This is a genomic window from Bradyrhizobium sp. USDA 4449 (assembly GCF_054056275.1).
Window position 1 is genome coordinate 1,758,381 of sequence record NZ_JBSRYD010000001.1, and the last position, 22,473, is coordinate 1,780,853.

The 22,473-nt window shown below is 65.0% G+C and carries 21 protein-coding genes and 3 pseudogenes; 16 read left to right on the forward strand and 8 right to left on the reverse strand.

What is annotated here, in order from left to right; all coding sequences use genetic code 11:
• Positions 1-187: 187 nt before the first annotated feature.
• Complete coding sequence (locus ACVIIW_RS08335) at positions 188-979, forward strand: Bax inhibitor-1/YccA family protein (protein WP_092233985.1); 792 nt, start codon at positions 188-190, stop codon at positions 977-979.
• 121 nt (positions 980-1,100) lie between these two features.
• Positions 1,101-1,631 (forward strand): N-acetyltransferase family protein, encoded by a 531-nt coding sequence (locus tag ACVIIW_RS08340; protein ID WP_456700305.1) that lies wholly within the window; start codon positions 1,101-1,103, stop codon positions 1,629-1,631.
• Between the two features lies 1 nt (position 1,632).
• Here the strand turns inward: ACVIIW_RS08340 and ACVIIW_RS08345 are convergent, their stop codons facing one another.
• The 3 genes from ACVIIW_RS08345 to acnA form a co-directional block, all read right to left on the reverse strand.
• Entirely contained in the window at positions 1,633-2,004 is a 372-nt protein-coding gene (locus ACVIIW_RS08345) for a DUF2794 domain-containing protein (protein WP_456700306.1), read from the reverse strand.
• A 633-nt stretch (positions 2,005-2,637) separates the two neighbouring features.
• The gene (locus ACVIIW_RS08350; protein ID WP_456700307.1) at positions 2,638-3,417 is read right to left on the reverse strand and encodes a DUF1223 domain-containing protein; all 780 of its coding nucleotides are present in this window, start codon (positions 3,415-3,417) and stop codon (positions 2,638-2,640) included.
• 302 nt (positions 3,418-3,719) lie between these two features.
• On the reverse strand, positions 3,720-6,440 hold the full coding sequence (acnA, locus tag ACVIIW_RS08355) for an aconitate hydratase AcnA (protein ID WP_456700308.1): 2,721 nt from the start codon (positions 6,438-6,440) through the stop codon (positions 3,720-3,722).
• 238 nt (positions 6,441-6,678) lie between these two features.
• Here acnA and ccmA point away from each other — a divergent pair.
• The 5 genes and pseudogenes from ccmA (at position 6,679) to ACVIIW_RS08380 (ending at position 9,811) form a co-directional block, all read left to right on the forward strand.
• Positions 6,679-7,282: pseudogene (gene ccmA / locus ACVIIW_RS08360) on the forward strand (heme ABC exporter ATP-binding protein CcmA).
• Between the two features lie 253 nt (positions 7,283-7,535).
• Positions 7,536-8,205 (forward strand): annotated as a pseudogene (gene ccmB / locus ACVIIW_RS08365) (heme exporter protein CcmB).
• Between the two features lie 90 nt (positions 8,206-8,295).
• The gene (locus tag ACVIIW_RS08370) at positions 8,296-9,027 is read left to right on the forward strand and encodes a heme ABC transporter permease (RefSeq protein ID WP_456700309.1); all 732 of its coding nucleotides are present in this window, start codon (positions 8,296-8,298) and stop codon (positions 9,025-9,027) included.
• A complete protein-coding gene (gene ccmD / locus ACVIIW_RS08375) occupies positions 9,024-9,221 on the forward strand; it encodes a heme exporter protein CcmD (protein ID WP_456700310.1) in 198 nt (65 codons plus the stop codon). The genes ACVIIW_RS08370 and ccmD overlap by 4 nt, the downstream gene beginning before the upstream one ends.
• Positions 9,218-9,811, forward strand: coding sequence for a DsbE family thiol:disulfide interchange protein (locus tag ACVIIW_RS08380; RefSeq protein WP_456700311.1), 594 nt, complete (start codon positions 9,218-9,220; stop codon positions 9,809-9,811). Before ccmD ends, ACVIIW_RS08380 begins: the two co-directional genes overlap by 4 nt.
• Positions 9,812-9,946: 135 nt before the next feature.
• Here the strand turns inward: ACVIIW_RS08380 and ACVIIW_RS08385 are convergent, their stop codons facing one another.
• Both ACVIIW_RS08385 and ftsY read right to left on the reverse strand, forming a co-directional pair.
• A complete protein-coding gene (locus ACVIIW_RS08385) occupies positions 9,947-10,549 on the reverse strand; it encodes a septation protein A (RefSeq protein WP_092233955.1) in 603 nt (200 codons plus the stop codon).
• A 3-nt stretch (positions 10,550-10,552) separates the two neighbouring features.
• Positions 10,553-11,500 (reverse strand): signal recognition particle-docking protein FtsY, encoded by a 948-nt coding sequence (ftsY, locus tag ACVIIW_RS08390; protein WP_456700312.1) that lies wholly within the window; start codon positions 11,498-11,500, stop codon positions 10,553-10,555.
• Between the two features lie 61 nt (positions 11,501-11,561).
• Here ftsY and ACVIIW_RS08395 point away from each other — a divergent pair, with 61 nt between their 5' ends.
• Both ACVIIW_RS08395 and ACVIIW_RS08400 read left to right on the forward strand, forming a co-directional pair.
• Positions 11,562-12,263, forward strand: coding sequence for an RluA family pseudouridine synthase (locus tag ACVIIW_RS08395; RefSeq protein ID WP_456700313.1), 702 nt, complete (start codon positions 11,562-11,564; stop codon positions 12,261-12,263).
• Between the two features lie 100 nt (positions 12,264-12,363).
• Entirely contained in the window at positions 12,364-13,473 is a 1,110-nt protein-coding gene (locus ACVIIW_RS08400) for a DUF2336 domain-containing protein (RefSeq protein WP_456700314.1), read from the forward strand.
• A 3-nt stretch (positions 13,474-13,476) separates the two neighbouring features.
• Here ACVIIW_RS08400 and mtaB read toward each other — a convergent pair whose 3' ends face one another.
• Together mtaB and dapF are read right to left on the reverse strand one after the other, a co-directional pair.
• A complete protein-coding gene (mtaB, locus tag ACVIIW_RS08405; protein WP_456700315.1) occupies positions 13,477-14,730 on the reverse strand; it encodes a tRNA (N(6)-L-threonylcarbamoyladenosine(37)-C(2))-methylthiotransferase MtaB in 1,254 nt (417 codons plus the stop codon).
• Positions 14,730-15,605, reverse strand: coding sequence for a diaminopimelate epimerase (gene dapF / locus ACVIIW_RS08410; protein WP_456700316.1), 876 nt, complete (start codon positions 15,603-15,605; stop codon positions 14,730-14,732). Before dapF ends, mtaB begins: the two co-directional genes overlap by 1 nt.
• A 220-nt stretch (positions 15,606-15,825) precedes the next feature.
• Here dapF and ACVIIW_RS08415 point away from each other — a divergent pair, with 220 nt between their 5' ends.
• Entirely contained in the window at positions 15,826-16,563 is a 738-nt protein-coding gene (locus ACVIIW_RS08415; RefSeq protein WP_456700317.1) for a GyrI-like domain-containing protein, read from the forward strand.
• A 5-nt stretch (positions 16,564-16,568) separates the two neighbouring features.
• Positions 16,569-17,273, forward strand: a complete 705-nt coding sequence (locus ACVIIW_RS08420) for an SIMPL domain-containing protein (RefSeq protein ID WP_456700318.1) — start codon at positions 16,569-16,571, stop codon at positions 17,271-17,273.
• A gap of 15 nt (positions 17,274-17,288) precedes the next feature.
• On the opposite strand, the pseudogene ACVIIW_RS08425 reads toward ACVIIW_RS08420, so the two are convergent.
• A pseudogene (locus tag ACVIIW_RS08425) lies at positions 17,289-18,349 on the reverse strand (MBL fold metallo-hydrolase).
• Between the two features lie 318 nt (positions 18,350-18,667).
• Here ACVIIW_RS08425 and ffh point away from each other — a divergent pair.
• The 5 genes from ffh to rplS all read left to right on the forward strand — a co-directional run bounded on the left by ffh (position 18,668) and on the right by rplS (position 22,458).
• Positions 18,668-20,215 carry a signal recognition particle protein gene (gene ffh, locus ACVIIW_RS08430; protein ID WP_456700319.1) on the forward strand — a complete coding sequence of 516 codons (1,548 nt, stop codon included), beginning with the start codon at positions 18,668-18,670 and terminating at the stop codon, positions 20,213-20,215.
• A gap of 86 nt (positions 20,216-20,301) precedes the next feature.
• Positions 20,302-20,634, forward strand: coding sequence for a 30S ribosomal protein S16 (gene rpsP, locus ACVIIW_RS08435; protein ID WP_014438992.1), 333 nt, complete (start codon positions 20,302-20,304; stop codon positions 20,632-20,634).
• A gap of 9 nt (positions 20,635-20,643) precedes the next feature.
• Positions 20,644-21,177, forward strand: a complete 534-nt coding sequence (gene rimM, locus ACVIIW_RS08440; protein WP_456700320.1) for a ribosome maturation factor RimM — start codon at positions 20,644-20,646, stop codon at positions 21,175-21,177.
• A gap of 33 nt (positions 21,178-21,210) precedes the next feature.
• The gene (gene trmD / locus ACVIIW_RS08445) at positions 21,211-21,966 is read left to right on the forward strand and encodes a tRNA (guanosine(37)-N1)-methyltransferase TrmD (protein WP_456705113.1); all 756 of its coding nucleotides are present in this window, start codon (positions 21,211-21,213) and stop codon (positions 21,964-21,966) included.
• 111 nt (positions 21,967-22,077) lie between these two features.
• Positions 22,078-22,458 (forward strand): 50S ribosomal protein L19, encoded by a 381-nt coding sequence (gene rplS, locus ACVIIW_RS08450; RefSeq protein ID WP_092233923.1) that lies wholly within the window; start codon positions 22,078-22,080, stop codon positions 22,456-22,458.
• Positions 22,459-22,473 lie beyond the last annotated feature (15 nt).

The following is a 22,473-nucleotide window of genomic DNA, read 5'->3' on the forward strand; positions in this document are numbered from 1 at the left end:
GGGCGACATTCGGCCGCGCGTGGACGGTTGCAGCGAATGTGTTAGTTTCCCACATATCGGATGGGTTCGGAGCCCCGATTGTTAGCCAAAATTTAGTCGGCAGGCATCGGTATCCGAGATAGAATTTGACGAACCGGCGGCATGGCAACCCCCGTGCCGGACCGGGCCAACCAACGGGAATTCGACCATGTCGGACCTAGACCGCAATTACGCTTCTCCTTTCGGCAGGGCCGCCGGGCGTGTTGACGCCGCGACGGTCGACGCCGGCCTGCGCGCCTACATGCTGCGCATCTACAATTACATGAGCATCGGCCTCGCCATCACCGGCCTCGCCGCGCTCGGTGTCTACATGGCTGCCGTGACCGACGTTCCGACGGCCGAGGCGGTCCGCGTCGGCAAGCTGTTCCTGACGCCGTTCGGCTACGCGATGTTCGTGAGCCCGCTGAAATATCTGTTCATGCTGGCGCCGCTCGCCATGGTGTTCGTGATCTCGGCCGGCATCAACCGCCTGGCTCCCTCGACCGCCCAGATCCTGTTCTGGGTGTTCTCGGCGCTGATGGGCATCTCGCTGTCCTCGATCTTCCTGGTGTACACGCACACCTCGATCGTGCGGGTGTTCTTCATCACCGCGGCGACGTTCGGTGCGCTGAGCCTCTACGGCTACACCACCAAGCGTGACATGAGCGGCATGGGCTCGTTCCTGTTCATGGGCCTGATCGGCATTATCATCGCGAGCCTGGTGAACCTGTTCCTGGCCAGCACGGCGCTGCAGTTCATCGTGTCGGTGGTCGGCGTTCTCGTGTTCGCGGGCCTCACCGCCTGGGACACCCAGCGCCTGAAGAACGACTACATCTACGGCTACGCTTCCGCCGGCGGTGACATCGCCGAGCGTGCGGCGATATCGGGTGCGCTCTCGCTGTATTTGAACTTCATCAACCTGTTCACGCTGCTGCTGCAGCTCCTCGGCCAGCGCGACTAAGCGCCAGCCGCAAGAGAACGGACACGAACCCCGGCCGAAGGGCCGGGGTTTTTGTTTGCGCCGCCTCCGTCATGAGGAAAATCACGTTGCTCGGAGCAAGGCCCCTGCTAATCTCGCCCCCATGTCCGCACCTGAAATCAGGCCCGCCATCGAGGCCGACCTCCCCGCCATCACCGCGATCTATCAGCAGGCCGTCCGCGAGGGCACCGCGACGTTCGAGCTCGATCCGCCCGACCTCGCCGAGATGACGCGCCGCTATCGCACGCTGCTCGACGGCGGCTATCCCTATTTCGTCGCATTGCTCGACGGCCGCGTCGCCGGCTACGCCTATGCCGGCGCCTACCGGCCGCGGCCGGCCTATCGCTTCACAGTCGAGAATTCGATCTATCTCGATCCCGCCTTCCACCGCCGCGGCATTGGGTCGCTGCTGCTGGACCGGCTGATCAGCGAATGCGAGGCTCGCGGCTTCCGCCAGATGATTGCCGTCATCGGCGATTCCGCCAATGCCGGCTCCATCGGCGTGCACACCCGGGGCGGCTTCAAGATGATCGGCACGCATCCCGATGTCGGCCTGAAATTCGGCCGCTGGCTGGATACGGTCATGATGCAGCGCGATCTCGGCGAGGGCGCGAAGACGGTCCCCGGAAAGTAGGTCACACCGCCGCCAGCTTGCGGTCGATCACCAGCAGCACGCGGTCGAGCTCGTGGCCGCGGCGCAGGATCAGGCCGGTCGCCGAGATCACGCTGTACATGCCCTGCTTGCGCGCGAGCCGCGGATCTTTCTCGATGCGGTAGATCGGCACTTCGGAGGCGCGGCGATAGACCGAGAACACCGCGCGGTCTTTCAGGAAGTCGATGGCATAGTCGCGCCACTCGCCGTCGGAGACCATACGGCCATAGAGGTTGAGAATTCGGTTCAGCTCGAGCCGGTTGAACGTCACCCGGTTCGGTTGGGCATTCGCAGCGGCGGGGCGCACCGCTGCGCGCAGCTCGCTCGGATCGGCATCCTCCGACGTCAAACTCATGGGGCGCCTCCTCATCGCTCGGCATGACCGCCTCCGCGAAGACCGTCCCGGAGCCGCGGATCATGACATCTGCATGATCGCGCCAACCGTTCCCCGCCGCAAGAGGCTCTTGCCCGGCCTCTCGAACGATCCCGGCTGAGCTCGCCGGGCGCCTGAGAATCATGACACACGCAACGGTGGAACTCCCCAGCGGCAAACCGTCACGGGATCGTTAGCAGGAATCACAGGATCGCCGCTTTTCCGCCCACCGCCTGCCGCCCTGCACTGCGACAAGGCTGGTGTGCGTTGACCCGGTCCTTTCGGTTCCGGATTCCTCAGCCCCCAGCCCCCCGGGGTCGAACAGGATCGGGTCTGTACGCACGACAAGGAGGACCAACGCAAGTTGGTCCTTTTTTTTGTTCGTGGCTGGATGTTGCCCCGACGAAGCTGCACTCCGAGCATCCGCGCGAAAATTCTTTCTGCTCATCCTGAGGGCCGCGAAGCGGCGTCTCCAACGATCGAGTCCCGGATGCATGAGCGGAGCCTGCATGGTGCTCGCGGCGGTGCAGAGCATGTCCGCTAGACGGCGCTCACGCGCCTTCTCACCATGGGGATTGAACGTGGTGCTTGGATCAGCAGTTCGAAGCGTTCGCTTCAGTGCAGCGAGGTGTACGCCGCGCCCAGCATTGCGCCTGGCTTCTCGCGACTGCCGTCCTGGACATAGACCACCGCGCCGTCGACGCCATCGCGCGATGTCAAATTCTCGATCGGGACCGTCCAGCTTTCCGGACGTCCGTTCCAGTCACCGACCTTGAGCAGATTGCGCACGACGTTGTGGTAGGTGATCTGCTGTCCACGATTCTCGCCGCGGCTGATCTCGATCGGCACCGATCTCACGATCGAGCAGATCCAGACCTCGCCATGCGAGACCGCCGGCTCTTTGCTCGCCGCCACCGACACGTTGATCTGCTTGCCCGCGAGCGACATCGTCACCGGCACGCTCATCACGCCCGCGCTCGAGTCGGTCTTGTCGATTGCATTTTCGATGCCGGAGCGATCGCTGCCGATGACATGCGCAGCGCCGTTGACCACGACCTGCGGCGTGTAGACTTCGCGATCACCGCGCATCCGTGAATAAGCGCGCTGCCGCGCCGAGAAACGTGAGTCCGCCAGCGTGTCCTTCCAGCCGAGATAGTCCCAATAGTCGATCGGCATGCTCAGCGCGATGATCGAGGGGTCCTTGGCGAGATCGCCGATGATTTTGTCGGCGGGCGGGCAGGAGGAGCAGCCCTGGGAGGTGAAGAGCTCGACCACGGCGCGGGGATCGGCCTGGGCGGGACGAATGACGGCGACGATGGCGCAGATGCCGAGTGCTCCCGACCAGAATGCACCGGACCATCGCGAAACGAGATTAGAAGCCATCATTCCAGTCATGTCGAACGTCACACATGGTAGCTCGTTGAGGGAAGATCTTATCGCCTGATGGTCACCGTAGTCTTACGGGCCGAACGCATCCAACCGTCCAAGGGGGGATTTTGCCGGGCAGGCCCATCCGAAACATACCGCAAACGAACAAAGGCGGCCTTTTTGATAGGCCGCCTTTGTCTAGGCTTCTACTCACGTCGCGGTGAGCCACCGTTCACAAATTCGCGCGCTAAAGTGCGCCAAGCGCACTTCGATCGTTGTTGGAGCATGATCTTTCCGGAAAGCCGCTGCACCGTTTTCCGGATCATGCACTACGCCGCGAGCTTGCGGAGCACGTAGTGGAGAATGCCGCCATTCCGGTAGTAATCGAGCTCGTCCAGCGTGTCGATGCGGCAGAGCAGCGAAACGCGCTGCAACGAGCCGTCGCCGGAGACGATCTCCGCGGTCAGCTTCTGGCGCGGCTTGAGGTCACCGACCAGGCCGCGCAGCGTGACCTTCTCATCCCCCTTCAGGCCGAGCGACGACCAGGAGGTGCCGTCCTCGAAGGTCAGCGGCAGCACGCCCATGCCGACCAGGTTCGAGCGATGGATGCGCTCGAAGCTCTGGCAGATCACGGCGCGCACGCCGAGCAGGCGGGTGCCCTTCGCGGCCCAGTCGCGCGAGGAGCCGTTGCCGTATTCGGCGCCGGCGAACACCACCAGCGGCACCTGCTCCTGCTGATACTTCATCGCGGCGTCGTAGATCGACATCTGCTCGCCGTCGGGCCAGTGCTTGGTGAGGCCGCCCTCGGGGATGTTTCCATCCGCGCCCTTGAGCATGAAGTTCTTGATGCGGATGTTGGCGAAGGTGCCGCGCATCATCACTTCATGATTGCCGCGCCGCGTGCCGTACTGGTTGAAGTCGGCGGGACGCACCTGGTGCTCGCTGAGATATTTGCCGGCGGGCGAGGTAAGCTTGATCGAGCCGGCCGGCGAAATGTGGTCGGTGGTGATCTTGTCCCCGAACATGGCGAGGATGCGCGCCTCGACGATGTCGGTGACCGGCTCCGGCTCCTTCTTCATGCCTTCGAAATAGGGCGGGTTCTGCACATAGGTCGACGACATGTTCCAGCGGTAAGTCTCGCTCTCGACCGTCTTGATCTTGCGCCAGTTGGTGTCGCCCTTGAACACGTCGGCATATTTCTTCTTGAAGATCGTCGAGGTCACGAACTTCTTCATGAAGGCGTTGATCTCCTTCGTCGTCGGCCAGATGTCCTTCAGGTACACCGGCTTGCCGTCCTTGCCTTCGCCGAGCGGCTCGACGGCGAGGTTCTTGGTGACGCTGCCGGCGAGCGCATGCGCGACGACCAGCGGCGGCGAGGCCAGATAGTTCGCCTGCACGTCCGGCGAGACGCGGCCTTCGAAGTTGCGGTTACCTGACAACACGGCCGCGGCGACGATACCGTTGTCGTTGATCGACTTCGAAATCTCCTCCGGCAGCGGACCGGAATTGCCGATGCAGGTGGTGCAGCCGAAGCCGACCAGATTGAAGCCGACCTTGTCGAGATCCTTCTGCAGACCGGAATCGGCGAGATAGCCGGCCACGACCTGGCTGCCCGGAGCCAGCGAGGTCTTCACCCACGGTTTTGCCTTCAGGCCCTTCGCGGCGGCGTTGCGCGCCAAGAGGCCGGCGCCGATCAGCACGCTCGGATTCGAGGTGTTGGTGCAGGAGGTGATGGCGGCGATGACGACGTCGCCGTGACCGATCTCGTAGTCCTTGCCCTCGACGGCGAAGCGCTTGTTGGGCTCTTCGGTCTTCTTGTACTCGCTGCCGAGTGCGAGCGAAAAACCTTCGGCAACGGACGGCAGCGCGATGCGGCCCTCAGGACGCTTCGGACCGGCCATCGACGGCACGACGTCGGCGAGGTCGAGCGTCAGCGTTTCCGTGAAAACGGGATCAGCCGACTTGGCGGTGCGGAACAGGCCTTGCGCCTTGGCATAGGCCTGCACCAGTGCGACTCGCGGTGCGGCGCGGCCGGAGGTCTTGAGATAATCGATCGCGGCGGCGTCAACTGGGAAGAAGCCGCAGGTCGCGCCATATTCCGGCGCCATGTTGGCGATGGTCGCCTTGTCGGCGACGGAGAGATTGTCGAGGCCGGGGCCGAAAAACTCGACGAACTTGCCGACCACGCCGAGCTTGCGCAGCATCTGCGTGACTGTGAGCACGAGGTCGGTCGCGGTGACGCCTTCCTTCATCGCGCCCTTCAGCTTGAAGCCGACGACGTTGGGCAGCAGCATCGACAGCGGCTGACCGAGCATGCAGGCTTCCGCCTCGATGCCGCCGACGCCCCAGCCGAGCACGGCGAGACCGTTGACCATGGTGGTGTGCGAGTCGGTGCCGACGAGCGAGTCGGGATAGGCGACCTCGAAGGTGCCGGTCTTCTTGCCGACCGTCATCTTCTCCTTCTTGGTCCAGACCGTCTGGGAGAGATATTCGAGATTGACCTGATGGCAGATGCCGGTGCCGGGCGGCACGACGGAGAAGTTCGAGAACGCCTTCTGGCCCCATTTCAGGAACTCGTAGCGCTCCTGGTTCTGCTTGTACTCTTCCGTGACGTTCTTGGCGAAAGCCTTGTTGTCGCCGAAGAAGTTCACGATCACGGAGTGATCGATGACGAGATCGACCGGCACCAGCGGATTGATCTTCTCGGCATCGCCGCCGAGCTTCTGCATCGCATTGCGCATCGCGGCGAGGTCGACGACGGCCGGAACGCCGGTGAAGTCCTGCATCAGCACGCGGGCCGGGCGGAACGCGATCTCATGCTCCAGCGACTTCTTGCGCAGCCACTTCGAGACCGCGACGATGTCCTCCTTCTTGACCGAGCGGCCGTCCTCGTTGCGGAGGAGGTTCTCGAGCAGGACCTTCATCGAGTAGGGAAGTTTCGAAATTCCCTTCAGACCATTCTTCTCGGCCGTGGGCAGGCTGTAATACACATAGGTCTTGGCGCCGACCTTGAGGGTCTTTTTGCATTTGAAGCTGTCGAGCGAGGTCATGTAGGAATCCCAATTGTTAGACATACCCGGCAGGGTATTTTAACACCGTCAGCGCATCAGGCTGGGTCGCTTGCAGGGGCAGGTTGAGTTGCTGCATCAAGTAGTTCCGGGCTTATAGAAGCTTTCTAACCGCGCCGCCACAGCCACAATCGAACCGAGCAAGTCGCGAGCCAAAAATTCTGATGCGCTACCCCAAGAATTCCTGAGGCCCGGCTTGAACAGGTTGGTACCAGGCCAGATGCAGCTGTCCGGACGCGGGGTCACTTGCGTGCGGGGCGGCCGCGAGGTGTTTTCCGGGCTCGATTTCGAGGCGGCCTCCGGCACAGCCGTGGCCGTCGTCGGCCGCAACGGTTCGGGCAAGACCTCGCTGCTGCGGCTGATCGCGGGCCTGCTCATTCCGGCCGGCGGCACGATCGTACTGGACGGGGGCGACGCCGACGTGACGCTGCCCGAGCAGTGCCACTATCTCGGCCACCGCGATGCGCTGAAGCCGGCCCTGAGTGTGGCTGAAAATTTGTCATTCTGGGCTGATTTTCTCGGGGGCGAGCGTTTTGACGCAGCCGCGAGTCTCGCGGCCGTCGGTCTCGACCATGCCGCCGATCTGCCCGCCTCCTTCCTGTCCGCCGGCCAGCGCCGCCGGTTGTCGCTGGCCCGGCTGCTGGCGGTCCGCCGCCCGGGTCTGGCTGCTGGACGAGCCGACCACGGCGCTGGATGCCGCCGGCCAGGAGATGTTCGGCGGCCTGATGCGGGAGCATCTGGCGGGCGGCGGCCTGATCATCGCGGCGACGCATGGGCCGCTGGGGATCGAGGCGCGGGAGCTGCGGATCGAGGGAATGGCGTGAGACGGCAGGACCCTCAGCTTTTCGAACGGCTAAGCGCCGCTTTCTCCGTTCCCTCCCCCCTTGTGGGGAAGGGTCAGGGAGGGGGGCGCCGCACGGGGACTCTCACGGTCGAACGTAGCTCTTCTCTGCTCCCGAGCGCACCATTTCCTGGGCTACCCCTCTCCCCCGCCCTCCCCCACAAGGGGGGAGGGAGCGCGGTGTGTCCAGGGCACGAGCTCGGCTCTCATGACCACCTCAGCGCCGAAGCCAACCCATGACCGCGCTGTCCGCCCTGATCCGCCGGGACATCAAGATCGCGCTCCGCGTTGGCGGCGGGGCGCTCATTGGCGTGCTGTTTCTTCCTGACCGTCGTCGTGCTGATGCCATTCGCGCTGGGACCGGATCTGGCGCTGCTGTCGCGGCTGGGGCCTGCCATCCTCTGGCTCGGCGCGCTGCTGGCCAGCCTGCTCACGCTGGACCGGCTGTTCATGGCCGACCATGAGGACGGCTCGCTCGATTTGATCACGATGAGCCGGACCCCGCTGGAACTGGCCTGCGCAGCCAAGGCGCTGGCGCATTGGCTGGCCGCAGGCCTGCCGCTCGTTGTCGCAACCCCCGTGCTCGGCCTGCTGCTCAATCTCGACATGGCTGCCACCGGCGCGGTGGCGCTGACGCTGCTCGCCGGCACCCCGGCGCTGACCTTTACCGGCATGATCGGTGCGGCGCTGGCGGTGACGCTGCACCGGGGCGGGCTGCTGATGGCCGTGCTGGTGCTGCCGCTGTCGATCCCGGTGCTCATCTTCGGGGTCGCAGCCTCGCAAGCCGCGATCACGGGGCCGTTGTCATTCGGGGCGCCATTCTCGATCCTCTGCGCGCTGTCGCTGGTCAGCCTCGTGATCGGCCCGTTCGCGGCGGCGGCGAGCCTGAAACATGGCCTGGACTGAAATGGGTTCGATTGTCTTGACCCCGATCAACTTTCGCTGCGCGCTTTCATGCTGATTGCGTGAGCGCCGACCTGTGATTATCAGAACACCATGTCGCTGATCGACCTCGCCAACCCCACCAGGTTCCTCGCGCTCTCGGCGCGGGTGCTGCCATGGCTCGTGGCCGCGACAATCATCCTGCTCGCGATCGGACTCTATCAATCGGCCACCGCGCCTGATGACTATCAGCAGGGCGCGACCGTGAAGATCATGTTCATCCACGTGCCCAATGCGTGGCTGTCGATGTTCGTCTGGGGCGTGATGAGTGTGGCTTCGCTCGGCACGCTGGTGTGGCGGCATCCGCTCGCCGACGTCGCCGCGAAAGCCGCCGCACCGATCGGCGCAGCGTTCACCTTCCTCGCGCTGCTCACGGGCTCGCTGTGGGGCAGGCCGATGTGGGGCACCTATTGGGAATGGGATGCTCGGCTGACATCGGTGCTGATCCTGTTCCTGATGTATCTCGGCCTGATGGCGCTGTGGCGCGCGGTGGAAGATCCCTCGCGCGCAGCGCGTGCTGCCGCCGTGCTGACGCTGGTCGGCGCACTCAATCTTCCGATCATCAAGTTCTCGGTCGACTGGTGGAACACGCTGCACCAGCCGGCCTCGGTGATGCGCATGGGCGGCTCGACGCTCGACAAGGCGTTCCTGATTCCGTTGCTGGTGATGGCGGGCGCGTTCACGCTGCTGTTCGTCACGCTGCACCTGGCTGCGATGCGCAACGAGATTTTGCGCCGGCGCGTCCGCTCCCTGCAGATCATGCAGGCAGGTCGGAAGGCAGCATGATGATGTCGCTTGGCCCCTACGCGCCCTTCATCGTGACCTCCTATGTCGCCGCCGCCATCGTGGTCGCGCTCCTGATCGGCTGGGTCGTGATCGACTATCGCAACCAGACGCAGCGCTTGCGCGAGCTCGAGCGCAGCGGCGTCACCCGCCGCTCCGGCCGCAGCGCGATCGACACACCAAGAACGACGACATGAGCGATCAATCTACCCCCGCACCTGCGTCGCGCCGCACCTTCCTGATGGTGCTGCCGCTGCTCGCCTTCACCGCCCTTGCCGTGCTGTTCTGGTTTCGGCTCGGCGGCGGCGATCCGTCGCGGATCCCCTCCGCGCTGATCGGCCATCCCGCGCCGCAGACCACGCTGCCGCCGCTGGAGGGATTGCAGGCCGACAGCACGCGAGTGCCGGGCCTCGATCCTGCCGCGTTCAAGGGCAAGGTCAGCCTCGTCAATGTCTGGGCCTCCTGGTGCGTGCCGTGCCACGAGGAGGCGCCGCTGCTGACAGAGCTCGCCAGGGACAAGCGCTTCCAGATCGTCGGCATCAACTACAAGGACGCGCCCGACAATGCGCGCCGCTTCCTCGGCCGCTACGGCAACCCGTTCAGCCGGGTCGGCACGGACGCCAACGGCCGTGCCTCGATCGAATGGGGCGTCTACGGCGTGCCGGAGACGTTCGTCGTCGACCCCGAAGGCACCATCGTCTACAAGCTGGTCGGCCCGATCACGCCGGAGAATTTCCGCACCGTGCTGCTGCCGCAGATGGAGAAGGCGTTGAAGGCGGGGTCTTAGCCAAGACCGTCATTGCGAGCGCAGCGAAGCAATCCAGACTGCATCTGCGGAAGGACTCTGGATTGCTCCGTCGCCAGCGCAAAATTGCGTTCGCAATTTTGTCGCAGGCTCCTCGCAATGACGAGCTGAGACAGCTCACCCCTTCCGCACGTCGCCCGCCTCGGCCTCGCTGGTCTCCAGCGACACCGGCTCGACGCCATAGCGCTTGGTCAGCGGCATCTGGGCGATGGCGAAGATCATGGTCAGCGGCGTGACGCCGAACACCTTGAAGTTGACCCAGAAGTCCGTGCTCTGGGTGCGCCAGACCACCTCGTTCAGCACCGCCAGTCCCGCGAAGAACAGCGCCCAGCGCAGGGTGAGAATGCGCCAGCCCTGCGGCGTCAGATTGAACATCTGGTCGAACATCACGGCGATGAAGGAGCGGCCGAACAACAGGCCGCCGCCGAGGATCGCGGCGAACAGGCCGTAGATGATGGTCGGCTTGACCTTGATGAAGGTTTCGTCGTGCAGCACCAGGGTCAGCGTGCCGAACACCAGCACGATCACGCCCGTCACGATCGCCATGATCGGGATGTGGCGCGTCACCACATAGGAAGCGATCATCGCCGCCACGATCGCGACCATGAAGGCACCGGTGGCGGCGAACAGGTTGAACTTCGCATTGACGAAGAAGAACACGAGCAGCGGCCCGAGCTCGGTCGCAAGCTTGAACAGCGGATGCGGCTGGGTCTTGTCCATTCTCTAACTTTCGATTCCGGCAATGGCGCGGGCGAAATCGCGCGCGGTGAAGGCTGCGAGATCATCGACGCCTTCGCCGACGCCGATGAAATGCACCGGCAGTTTGAATTTCTCCGCGAGCGCCACCAGAATGCCGCCGCGGGCAGTGCCGTCGAGCTTGGTCATCACCAGCCCGGTGACGCCGGCGGTGCGATGGAAGGCCTCGACCTGCGACAGCGCGTTCTGGCCGACGGTGGCATCCAGCACGAGCAGCACCGCATGCGGCGCCGAAGCGTCGACCTTTCGGATGACGCGCACGACCTTCTCGAGCTCGTTCATCAGCTCGGCCTTGTTCTGCAAGCGGCCCGCGGTGTCGATCAGGAGCACGTCGATCGCCTGCTCTTTCGCCGCGGTCAGCGCATTGAAGGCGAGGCTCGCGGAGTCGGAGCCCTGCGCGCCCGCGATGACGGGCGTCTTGGTGCGCTCGCCCCAGACCTTGAGCTGCTCGATGGCTGCTGCGCGAAACGTGTCTCCGGCGGCCAGCATCACCTTGCGGCCTTCGGAAGCAAATTTTTGTGAGAGTTTTCCGATTGTCGTGGTCTTGCCGGAGCCGTTGACGCCCACGACCAGGATGACGAATGGCTTTTTCGCCGTATCGATCACGAGCGGCAGCGCCACCGGGGCCAGCACCTTCTCGACCTCGGCGGCGACCACGTCCTTGACCTCGTCAGCCGAGATCGCCTTGTCATAGCGCCCTGTGCCCACCGCATCCGCGATCCGCACCGCGACCGAGGTGCCGAGATCGGCGCGCAGCAGCACGTCCTCGATGTCGTCGAGCATGGCGCGGTCGAGCTTGCGCTTGGTGACGAGGTCGGCAACCGCGGTCCCAAGCGAGGACGAGGTGCGCTTCAGTCCGTTGGACAGGCGGCGCCACCAGCTCAGCTTGGGGGGATCTGACGTGGTATCGTTCATGGTGGCGGTGTGTTAGCCGTTCCCGCTGTTAAACGAAAGTGTTGAGCCGAAGGTCCTGCAATTGCTCGATGTTCCCCAATTGACCGCAGACGAGATTTTAGGCCGCGTGCTCCATCGCGACGGCCTGATGCTGGTCATCAACAAGCCGGCCGGCCTGCCGGTGCACCGCGGCCCCAAGGGCGGGCCCAATCTGGAAGACTCTTTCGACGCGCTACGGTTCGGCCTGCCGAGGCCTCCGGTGCTGGCCCACCGGCTGGACAAGGACACCTCCGGCTGCCTCGTGCTCGGCCGCCATCGGAAAGCCACCGCCTCGCTCGGCCTCCTGTTCAAGCATGGCAAGATCGGCAAGACCTACTGGACCGTGGTCGAGGGCGGGCCTGCCGAAGACGAAGGCGCCATCGACATGCCCCTCGGCCGCCTCAATGCCGAACGCGGCTGGTGGCAGAAGCCCGACCCGGAGGGGCAGAAGGCGATCACCAACTGGAAGGTGATGGGCCGGGGCGAGGGGTTCGCCTGGCTCGCCATGGAACCGATGACCGGCCGGACCCATCAATTGCGGGTGCATTCGTCGGCGACCGGCTGGCCGATCTTCGGCGACAACATCTACGGCAACGGCCCGCGCTTCGGCGAGCCGAAGCTGCACCTGCATTCCCGCGAGATCGTGGTGCCGATCTCCCGGAACAAGGAGCCGGTCCGCGTGGTCGCGCCGGCCCCGCCCCACATGCACGAGAAGCTCCGCGCCTGCGGCTGGAATGGGGAATAGCGGCGTCCGGGGCATGGTTTACGAAACGTTCAGTGCTCGTTGGTAGTGATGGCGATTGCTTAGAACAAGCCTCCCATCCGCTCAGGACGAGCAACGCGTCATGTCCACCGCCCAGCCGTCGATCGTCGACGAGGTCGAATCCGCGATCCGGACCGGCTCGGCGGAAAAGGGCATGGAGACGGCCCGGCGCGTCACCGACCTGTTCCTCTCCTCCGCCGGCAGCTTCAACGACGAGCAGATCGCGCTGTTCGACGATGTGCTCGAGCGCCTGATCGGCACCATCGAGTTGCGCGCCATCGCCGATGTGGCAGCGCGCGTTGCGCTCGCCGAAATCAGCGCCCAGCTTGCGCCGATCGCGCAAGCGCCGCCCTCCGTGATCCGTCGCCTCGCCAGCAATGACGAGATCCGTATCGCGGGCCCCGTGCTGCAGGAATCCGCGCGCCTCGACGATGACGAGCTGGTGAGGATCGCCTCCAGCAAGGGTGAACCGCACCTGGTCGCGGTCGCCGGCCGGTGGTGGCTGAAGGAGATCGTCACCGACGCGCTGCTGGCGCGGCGCTACCCCAGCGTCAGCCGGCGCCTCGCCGCCAATCCCGGCGCGCGCATGTCCGGAAAGGGATTCACGGTCATCGTCGGGCAGGCCGAGAGCGATCCCGAACTCGCGGTCAGCATCGGCGTCCGCGTCGACCTGCCGTCGGATCTGCGCCGGCGCTTGCTGCGTTCCGCAACTGATGCCGTTCGCACCCGCCTGCTGTCGCGCGCACCGCCCGATCTGTTCGAGGAAATCCAGAGCGCGATTGCCGCCGTCACCGTCGGCGTCGAGCGCGAGATGTCGGGCGTGCGCGATTTCGAAGGCGCCAAGCGCGCGATTGCCCATCTCAAGGCGACCGGCCAGCTCAACGAGGCGACGCTGCTGAACTTCGCGCGACAGCGGCGCTACGAAGAAGCCGTGGCCGCACTGGCGGCATTGTCCGGATCAACCGTCGAGGTGATTCGTCCGCTGATGCAGAGCCTGCGCGAAGACGGCCTGCTGGTGCCGTGCAAGGCCGCACAACTAAGCTGGGAAACCACCATCGCCGTGCTCGAAAGCCGCTTTGCCGGCGGGGCGATGAAGCCGGCGGATCTTGCAAGGGCGAAAAGCAATTTTGCCCGCATGTCCCCGGAGAACGCCCGGCGCACGCTGCGCTTTTGGCAGGTGCGGGCGTCGTAGGCGCTATGCGGTCAGCCGCTCGCCGTCGTTGCCCGTGATCGTCAGCGGCACGACGCTGCCGACGCGCTCGCCCGCAATCGCCACCGGCAGGTAATGCTCGGTTCGCCCCTGCCCGCTGCTCTCAATCAGCACATTGCGCGTCGCGCCGGTCTCCGCGCTCAGCCGCTGCCGCAACCCTGCCTCGCCCGCTGCGCGCAGCCGCTTCGCGCGTTCCTTGATCGCACCACCCGCAACCTGCGGCATCTTCGCGGCGGGGGTGCCGGGGCGCGGCGAATACGGGAAGACGTGCAGGAAGGTCAGGCCGCATTCCTCGACCAGATCGAGCGAGCGCGAGAACATGGCCTCGGTCTCGGTCGGGAAGCCCGCGATGATATCGGCGCCGAAAACGATGTCCGGACGCAGGCGGCGCACCTGATCGCAGAACGCAATCGCATCCTGCCGCGAATGCCGCCGCTTCATGCGCTTCAGGATCATGTCATCGCCTGATTGTAGCGACAGATGCAGATGCGGCATCAGCCTGATATCGTCGGCGATGGCATCGAGCAGATCGTTATCCGCCTCGATCGAATCGATCGAGGAGATGCGCAGGCGCTTCAGCTCCGGCACATGCCGCAATATCTGCTTGGTCAAGAGGCCGAGCTTCGGCGCGCCCGGCAGGTCGGTGCCGTAGCTGGTGAGATCGACGCCGGTCAGCACGATCTCCGCATGACCGCGCCCAACCAAAGCGCGCACCTGATCGACCACCGCGCCCATCGGAACCGAGCGCGAATTGCCGCGGCCATAGGGGATGATGCAGAAAGTACAACGATGGTCGCAGCCGTTCTGCACCTGCACGAACACGCGCGGCATGCCGCTCGCGTAGCCGTCGATCAGATGCGGCGCCATTTCCCCGAGCGCCATGATGTCGCTGACGGCGATCTTCTCGCTGGCGCCGAGGTCGAAAGCATCGCGCGCCGCGCGCCAGGCTTCGCCCCGCATCTTGTCGTCATTGCCGACGACGCGATCGACCTCGGTCATCCCGGCGAACATCGCGCTTTGCGTCTGCGCCGCACAGCCGGTGACCACAATGCGCGCCGAGGGGCGCTCACGCTTCAATTTGCGGATCGTCTGCCGCGCCTGCGCCACCGCCTCGTTGGTGACGGCGCAGCTGTTGATGACGATGGTATCGGTCAGACCCGCGCCCTCGGCCCTGCTGCGGATCACCTCGGCCTCGAAGGCGTTGAGGCGGCAGCCAAAGGTGACGATGTCGACGGCCATCAGCCTGCTGGCGCGAACAGCGCCGGATCGAAATTGCCCTCGTATTCGAAGGTCGCGGTGCCCGTCATGAGCACATGATCGTCGCGCTCGCGCCATTCGATGCCGAGCTTGCCGCCGGGCAGCGTCATCGCGACCTTTCTCCCGGTACGCTTCAGCCGCGCCGCCGCGACCGCGGTCGCGCAAGCCGCCGAACCGCAGGCCCTGGTGAGCCCGGCGCCGCGCTCCCAGGTGCGCATGGTGATGTGCTCGCGATCGACGATATGAGCGAGCGTGATGTTGGCGCGGTCGGGGAAGATCGGATGATTTTCCAGCAGCGGGCCAAAACGCTCGAGATCATAGGCGTTGACGTCGTCGACCCAGAAGATCGCGTGCGGATTGCCCATGCTGACCACGGACGGCGAATGCAGGATCGGGTTATCGATCGGCCCGATCTGCAATTCGATGTACCGGGTATCGCGAAACTCTTCCGCCAGCGGAATGTCCTGCCAGCCGAACTTCGGCGCGCCCATGTCGACGGTGTAGAGGTCGGGCGCCGGACCCTGCCAGGCATTGAGCAGGCCGGCCGCGGTCTCGAACGTTGCGGTGGCCTGGCCGCTCTTCTCGAAGATGCGGCGCACCACGCAGCGCATGCCGTTGCCGCAGGCGCCGGCTTCCGAGCCGTCACTGTTGTAGATGCTGATGAAAGCTTCGGTGCCGTCGAGCCGCGGCTTCTGCAGCACCATGAGCTGGTCATAGGGCACGCCGCCTTGTGCGGATGCCACCGCGCGGGCGTCGTCGGGCGTGACCTTGCCCGCGGAATCGCGCATGTCGACAACGACGATCTCGTTGCCGATGCCGTTCATCTTGGCAAATGCGTGGTTGGCCAGGGCGCTCATGAAAATTCCCGAATTTCGCCTGCCTTATATGGCGATCCTTGGCCGTCTGGCCAGTGGTTTGCGATCCAAAGGCCTGGACCTCTGCCATGACGCATCTGTCATGGGACGAACTTGACGCCCGCGTGTTAGAACGGCGCAGTTCGCTCGACCAGGGAGGCGCGGCCGGGATTTGGGCCTTGGTGGGCAAGGTCTTCATACGGAAGCTGTTGGGGAGAATAGAATGTTCGGGTTTCGTCGTCTCGCTTTGGCCGCGCTGATCCCGGCAGCGGCCTTGTCCCTTGGCCTCTCCGGTGCTCTGGCGCAGACCCCGAGCCCGGCGCCCGCCGCATCGGTAAGCCCCTCGCCGGCCCCATCGGCCACGCCCTCACCAGCCGCAAGCGCCTCGCCGGCGCCCGCAGCAACTCCCGCGCCCGCCCCCTCGCCTGCGGCCAGCGCGTCACCGAGCCCGGCGACACCGCCGCCCGCCGCGGCTGCCACGCCCGCGCCGGTGCAAACAGCCGATCCCTTTGGCCAGGAGACCATGCTCGAGGCCAGGAAGGTCCTGATGGTCAAGGGCACCGCCAATTGGGACACGGCCTTCGACACCCTGGTCGACGCCTTCAAATCGCTGAACGCGGTGCTCGACAAGCAGGGCATCAAGCACGCCGGCAATTCGATGATCGTCTACACCTCGACCGACGACACCGGTTTCACCTTCTTCGCCGAACTCCCTGTTGACCAGGATCCGAAGAACCTGCCCAAGGACATGAGCATCGGCAAATCGCCTGAGGGCAAGGCGCTGAAATTCGTCCATCGCGGCTCCTACGACAACATGGACAACACCTACGAGGCGATCACCAATCACCTCGACGACAAGAAGCTGGAAGCCAAGGACACGTTCATCGAGGAGTACCTCACCGATCCCCTGAAGACGGCCGAGGACAAGCTCGTGATCAACGTGTTCGTACCGCTGAAGTGAGCCCAATGAAAAAGCCTGCCGCTCTCGCTGCCATTTTCGCTGCCACGATGCTGACAATGCCCGCGCTTGCCGATGATTTCCCGTCCGCCATCTCCGTGAGCGGCGAGGCAACCGTCTCCGCCGCGCCCGATCTCGCGCAGATCGATGCCGGCGTCGCCAATGATGCCAAGTCGGCGAAGGAGGCTTCCGATGCCAACAACGCCGCGATGGGCAAGGTGCTGCTGGCGCTGAAGGGGGCCGGCATCCCCGAGAAGGACTACCAGACCTCGCGCCTTTCGCTGCAGCCGCAATATGCACCGAACCGCTCGAACGGCGCGTCGCCCGTGGTCGGCTTCCGCGCCTCCAACCGCGTCACGGTGAAAATTCGCGACGTGACCAAGGCCGCAGGCATCATCGACATACTGGTCGGCGCCGGCGCCAACGACATCGGCAACATCTCGTTCGAGGTGACGCAGGCGTCAAAACTGCTCGACGACGCCCGCGAGCAGGCGGTGGCAGATGCGCGGCGCAAGGCCGAGATCTACGCCAAGGCGACAGGTGTTACGCTGGGTGCGCCGCTCAGCGTCTCCGAAGGCAGCGCTCCTATGCCATTATTCAAGAGCCGCGTGGCCGTTGCCCCGATGGCGGCGCCTGCCGCCGTCGCACCGGGTGAGGAGACGCTGTCGGTGACGGTCAATGTGAGCTGGTCGATCAAGGCCAAGGATCAATAGTCCCGTGCAGCTGAGCTAAATCTCCACCACCTGCCCCGGCTTCATCGCGACAAACCGCTCCTGCGGAATCTTCGCCGCAGCGAGCGCTTCAACCAACGCCTTCGCCGGCGCATCGATCGCCTCGTCGGTCAGCTGGAACGTGCCGTGGTGGTGGCCCAGTGCTTGCTCTGCCCCGCAATCGGCGAGCGCCTTCACCGCATCTTCCGGGTTCATGTGCTGGTCGCGCATGAACCAGCGCGGTTCGTAGGCGCCGATCGGTAGTATCGCGAGACGTAGCTTCCCATGCTTCTCGGCGACGCGGCGAAAGTGCGTGCCATCACCATAACCCGAATCGCAGACGACGTAGATTTTGCCGGCCGGGGTCTCCAATACAAAACTCGCCCACAGTGCCTTGTTGCGGTCGAACATGCCGCGCGCGGTCCAGTGCCGGGTCGGCACCAGCGTCACCGCAGTGCCGCTCCCGAGCTCGACCCGCTCGTGCCAATCGAATGCCTCGGCCTTGATCGTGGAATCCGCGCTCCGCATCGTGACGTCATTGCCGAGCGGGGTGACGACGCGCGGCGCGAAGTTCTTGGCAAGCCGCGACAGCGTCGCGAGGTCCAAATGATCGTAATGGCCGTGCGAGACCAGCACGACGTCGATGGCAGGCAGCTTCTCGAAGGCGATGCCGGGATCGTTGTGCCGCTTCGGCCCGGCAAAACTGACCGGCGACACGCGCATCGACCAGACCGGGTCGACGAGGATGTTGAGGCCGCCGGTCTGGATCAGCCAGCTGGCGTGGCCGACGAAGGAGAGCCGCGCCTTGTCGCCGTCGACCCGCGGCGGCGGGGTATCGGCATGGGGACTGGGCACCCACACCGGCCATTTCGCCCGCTCCCGCGCGCTGAACTGCCAGCGCAGCACCTCGCGCAGCGATTTTGGCGGCGCTCCGTCCGGATCGAAGAAATGCAGGCCGTTGAAATGGTCGGAGGCGGGGCCGTCATAGGTTTTCATGCGAGACATCCAGAGGGGGGGCACGCCGACAACGCGCCGGCCCCGGCAAGCAGCCCGAACAGGCGGCGGCGGGCGACCGACACGGGGCGGCTTTCAGGGATGGTTTGGACGAAAAGGCATCCCGGGCTATATGGGCGGGACCGCCCAAAAAAAGAACCCGTCGCCGGAAATGCCCGGATTTCAAGACCTTGGCCTGGCAAAGGCGCCTCGTCACCCTAACTTTCCTTGACTTTTGGGCGTGAGCGGCGTTTAACCCCGCCACTTTCTCGGAAAGGCTTTCTTTTCGACCCGCCGCCTGGCCCCGGAGGTCAGAGGTCAACGCCCGACAGCGCTGTGCGCCCTCGGGCGCAAAGGTGTTTGGAAGATCGCCATTCTGGCGAGCAGGACAAGGGACAATTGCATTGTTCGACAATCTGTCGGAACGGCTTGGCGGCATTCTCGATCGTCTGACGGGGCGCGGTGCGCTGACCGAAAAGGACGTCGATGCCGCGATGCGCGAGGTGCGCCGCGCGCTGCTCGAGGCCGACGTTGCGCTCGAGGTCGTGCGCAGCTTCACCGATCGCGTCCGCGAGCAGGCGATCGGCGCCACCGTCGTCAAGTCGGTCACCCCAGGCCAGATGGTGGTCAAGATCGTCCATGACGAGCTGATCAACACGCTCGGCGCCGAAAGCCAGACCATCGACGTCAATTCCGTGCCGCCGGTGCCGATCATGATGGTCGGCCTGCAGGGCTCGGGCAAGACCACCACCACCGCAAAGCTCGCCCGCCGCCTGGTCCAGCGCGACAAGCGCAAGGTGCTGATGGCTTCGCTCGACGTCTACCGTCCGGCGGCGATGGAGCAGCTGGCCGTGCTCGGCCGCGATCTCGAGATTCCGACGCTGCCGATCGTTGCAGGCCAGCAGCCGCCGCAGATCGCGAAGCGCGCGCTGGAAGCGGGCAAGCTCGGCGGCTACGACATCGTGCTGCTCGACACCGCCGGCCGCACCACGCTGGACGAAGAGATGATGGCGGAAGCAGCCGCGATCAAAGCTGCGGCCAATCCGCACGAAGTGCTGCTGGTCGCCGACAGCCTCACCGGTCAGGATGCCGTGAACCTGGCGCGCGCGTTCGATCAGCGCGTCGGCCTCACCGGCATCGTGCTGACGCGCGTGGACGGCGATGGCCGCGGCGGCGCGGCGCTGTCGATGCGCGCCGTCACCGGCAAGCCGATCAAGCTGATCGGCACCGGTGAAAAGACCGACGCGCTGGAAGATTTCCACCCCGATCGTATCGCCGGTCGCATCCTCGGCATGGGCGACGTGGTGTCGCTGGTCGAACGCGCCGCCGCCAATATCGACGCCGAAAAGGCCGCGCGCACCGCCGAGCGCATGCGCAAGGGTCAGTTCGACCTCAACGACATGCGCGAGCAGCTGCTGCAGATGGCGAATATGGGCGGCATCAGCGGCCTGATGGGCATGATGCCCGGCATCGCCAAGATGAAGAACCAGATCGCGGCCGCCGGGATCGACGACAAGATCCTGAAGCGCCAGGTCGCGGTGATCGATTCCATGACGCGCGACGAGCGCCGTCATCCTGATCTGCTCAAGGCCAGCCGCAAGAAGCGTATCGCGGCGGGAAGCGGCCAGAGCGTCGAACAGGTCAACAAGCTCCTGAAGATGCACCGGAACATGGCCGACGTGATGAAGGCCATGGGCTCGGGCAAGCGCGGCCCGCTCGCCGGGATCGCGCAGGCGATGGGCTTTGGCGGCGGCATGAAGATGCCGTCTCCCGAAGAGATGAAAGCGCTTCAGGAAAAGATGCAGAGCGGCGGCGGACAGGGTCTGCCGAGCCTGCCGAAGGATTTGCCGGCTGGTCTTCGCACCGGTCTGCCGAACGTCCCTGGTCTGACCGGACTGAGCGGCAAGCCGACGCTGCCGGGTCTCGGCGGCTTTCCGGGCAAGAAGAAATGAGGCATTCGTCGCACGGGATCGCACCGGTCTCGCGCAGCGCGAAAATACCAATCAACCGAACAAAACGTACTTTGAAGGAGAACTAAATGTCCGTCGTTATCCGGCTCGCCCGCGCAGGCACCAAGAAGCGTCCCGTCTATCACGTCGTCGTCGCCGACTCGCGCTTCCCCCGCGATGGCCGCTTCATCGAGCGCCTCGGCTATTTCAATCCGCTGCTGCCGAAGGACAACGAGACCCGTCTGAAGCTCGACATGGACAAGGTGAAGGCCTGGCTCGCCAAGGGCGCGCAGCCGTCGGACCGCGTCTCCCGCTTCCTCGACGCCGCCGGCGTCAAGAAGCGCGAAGCCCGCAACAACCCCGAGAAGGCCGTGCCGCGCAAGGAGCGCAAGGCGCAGGCCGAAGCCGCCGCGAAGGGCTAAGGCTCAGCCATGTCGGCGCTGATCTGCGTCGCGCGGATCGGCGCCGCGCATGGGGTGCGCGGTGCGGTCAAACTGTGGACCTTCACCGAAGATCCCTTTGCCGTGAAGCGCTACGGTCCGCTTCTCTCCAAGGACGGCAAGCGCCAGTTCGAGCTGGCGCAGGCCCGTGAAGCCAAGGACCATCTGGTCGCGACGTTCAAGGGCGTCACGACCCGCGATGAGGCCGAACGCCTCAACGGCATCGAGCTCTACGTCGCGCGCGAAAAACTGCCCGCGACCGATGAGGATGAATATTACCACGCCGATCTGATCGGGCTCGCCGCCGTCACCATTGACGGCGATGCGCTCGGCCGCGTGCTCGCCATCCATAATTTCGGCGCCGGCGATATCATCGAGATCGCACCGCTGAAGGGCGCGACGATGCTGCTGCCGTTCTCCAACGCCGTGGTGCCGGAGGTCGATATCAAAGGCGGCCGCGTCGTGATCGCGTTGCCGCAGGAGATCGAGGGGGACGGACCCTCCGGTGAAGGCCGGAGCCCATAACCACAGGCCATGGTTTTGGCTAAGCTGACTGAGATGACCAATCCCTGCCCCTGGCGCGCGACGGTGCTGACGCTGTTTCCGGAGATGTTTCCGGGGCCGCTCGGCGTGAGTCTCGCGGGCCGGGCGCTGGCCTCCGGCCTCTGGCAGATCGAGGCGCGGGACATCAGGGCTTCCGCCACCGATCGCCACCGCAGCGTCGATGACACCCCGTCCGGCGGCGGCCCGGGCATGGTGCTGCGGGCGGACGTTCTGGCGGCGGCCATCGATGCCGCCGAGATCGGCCCCGACCGGCCCCGCCTTCTCATGAGCCCGCGCGGTCGGCCATTGACCCAGGCCCGCGTTGCGGAACTCGCCGACGGCCCCGGTCCGCTGATCGTCTGCGGGCGGTTCGAGGGGATCGACCAGCGCGTGATCGACGGACGCGGCCTGGAGGAGGTCTCGATCGGCGATTACGTGCTGTCGGGGGGCGAAATCGCCGCCCTCGCCCTGATCGACGCCTGCGTCCGGCTGCTGCCGGGGGTCATGGGCAAGGAAGCCTCGGGAACCGAGGAGAGTTTTTCGGACGGATTGCTCGAATACCCCCAATACACCCGGCCGCAGCTGTTCGAGGGGGTTCCCATCCCGGAGATCCTGACCTCCGGCGATCATGCCAAGATCGCGGCCTGGCGGCGGGCGCAATCCGAGGCCCTGACAGCGGCGCGGCGGCCCGATTTATGGGCCCAAGTCCCGCCCAAGGCCCCGAATCGGCCGCGCCGCCAAAAAACGCCAAAAAACAAGACAGACGGGTGACAAACGCTCCGGCTTGCCTTATAGGAGCGGCCACATCCGCAATGGCTGGATAAACGAATTTCGCGCAGCCCCCGTTTTTCGAAGGCTGGGCGCGCCGATGGAGATTTACCCATGAACCTGATCAAGCAGCTCGAGCAAGAGCAATTCGACAAGCTGTCCGCCGGCAAGGACATTCCGGAATTCGGTCCCGGCGACACCGTGATCGTCAACGTGAAGGTCGTGGAAGGCGACCGCACCCGGGTGCAGGCCTATGAAGGCGTTTGCATCGGCCGTTCCGGCGGTGGCCTCAACGAGAGCTTCACCGTCCGCAAGATCTCCTACGGCGAAGGCGTCGAGCGCGTGTTCCCGGTGATGTCGCCGATGATCGACTCGATCAAGGTGGTGCGTCGCGGCAAGGTGCGTCGCGCCAAGCTCTATTACCTGCGCAATCTCCGCGGCAAGTCGGCTCGTATCGTCGAGAAGACCGAGCACGCCAAGGCCGTCAACGAGTAAGCTTCGCCACGAGGC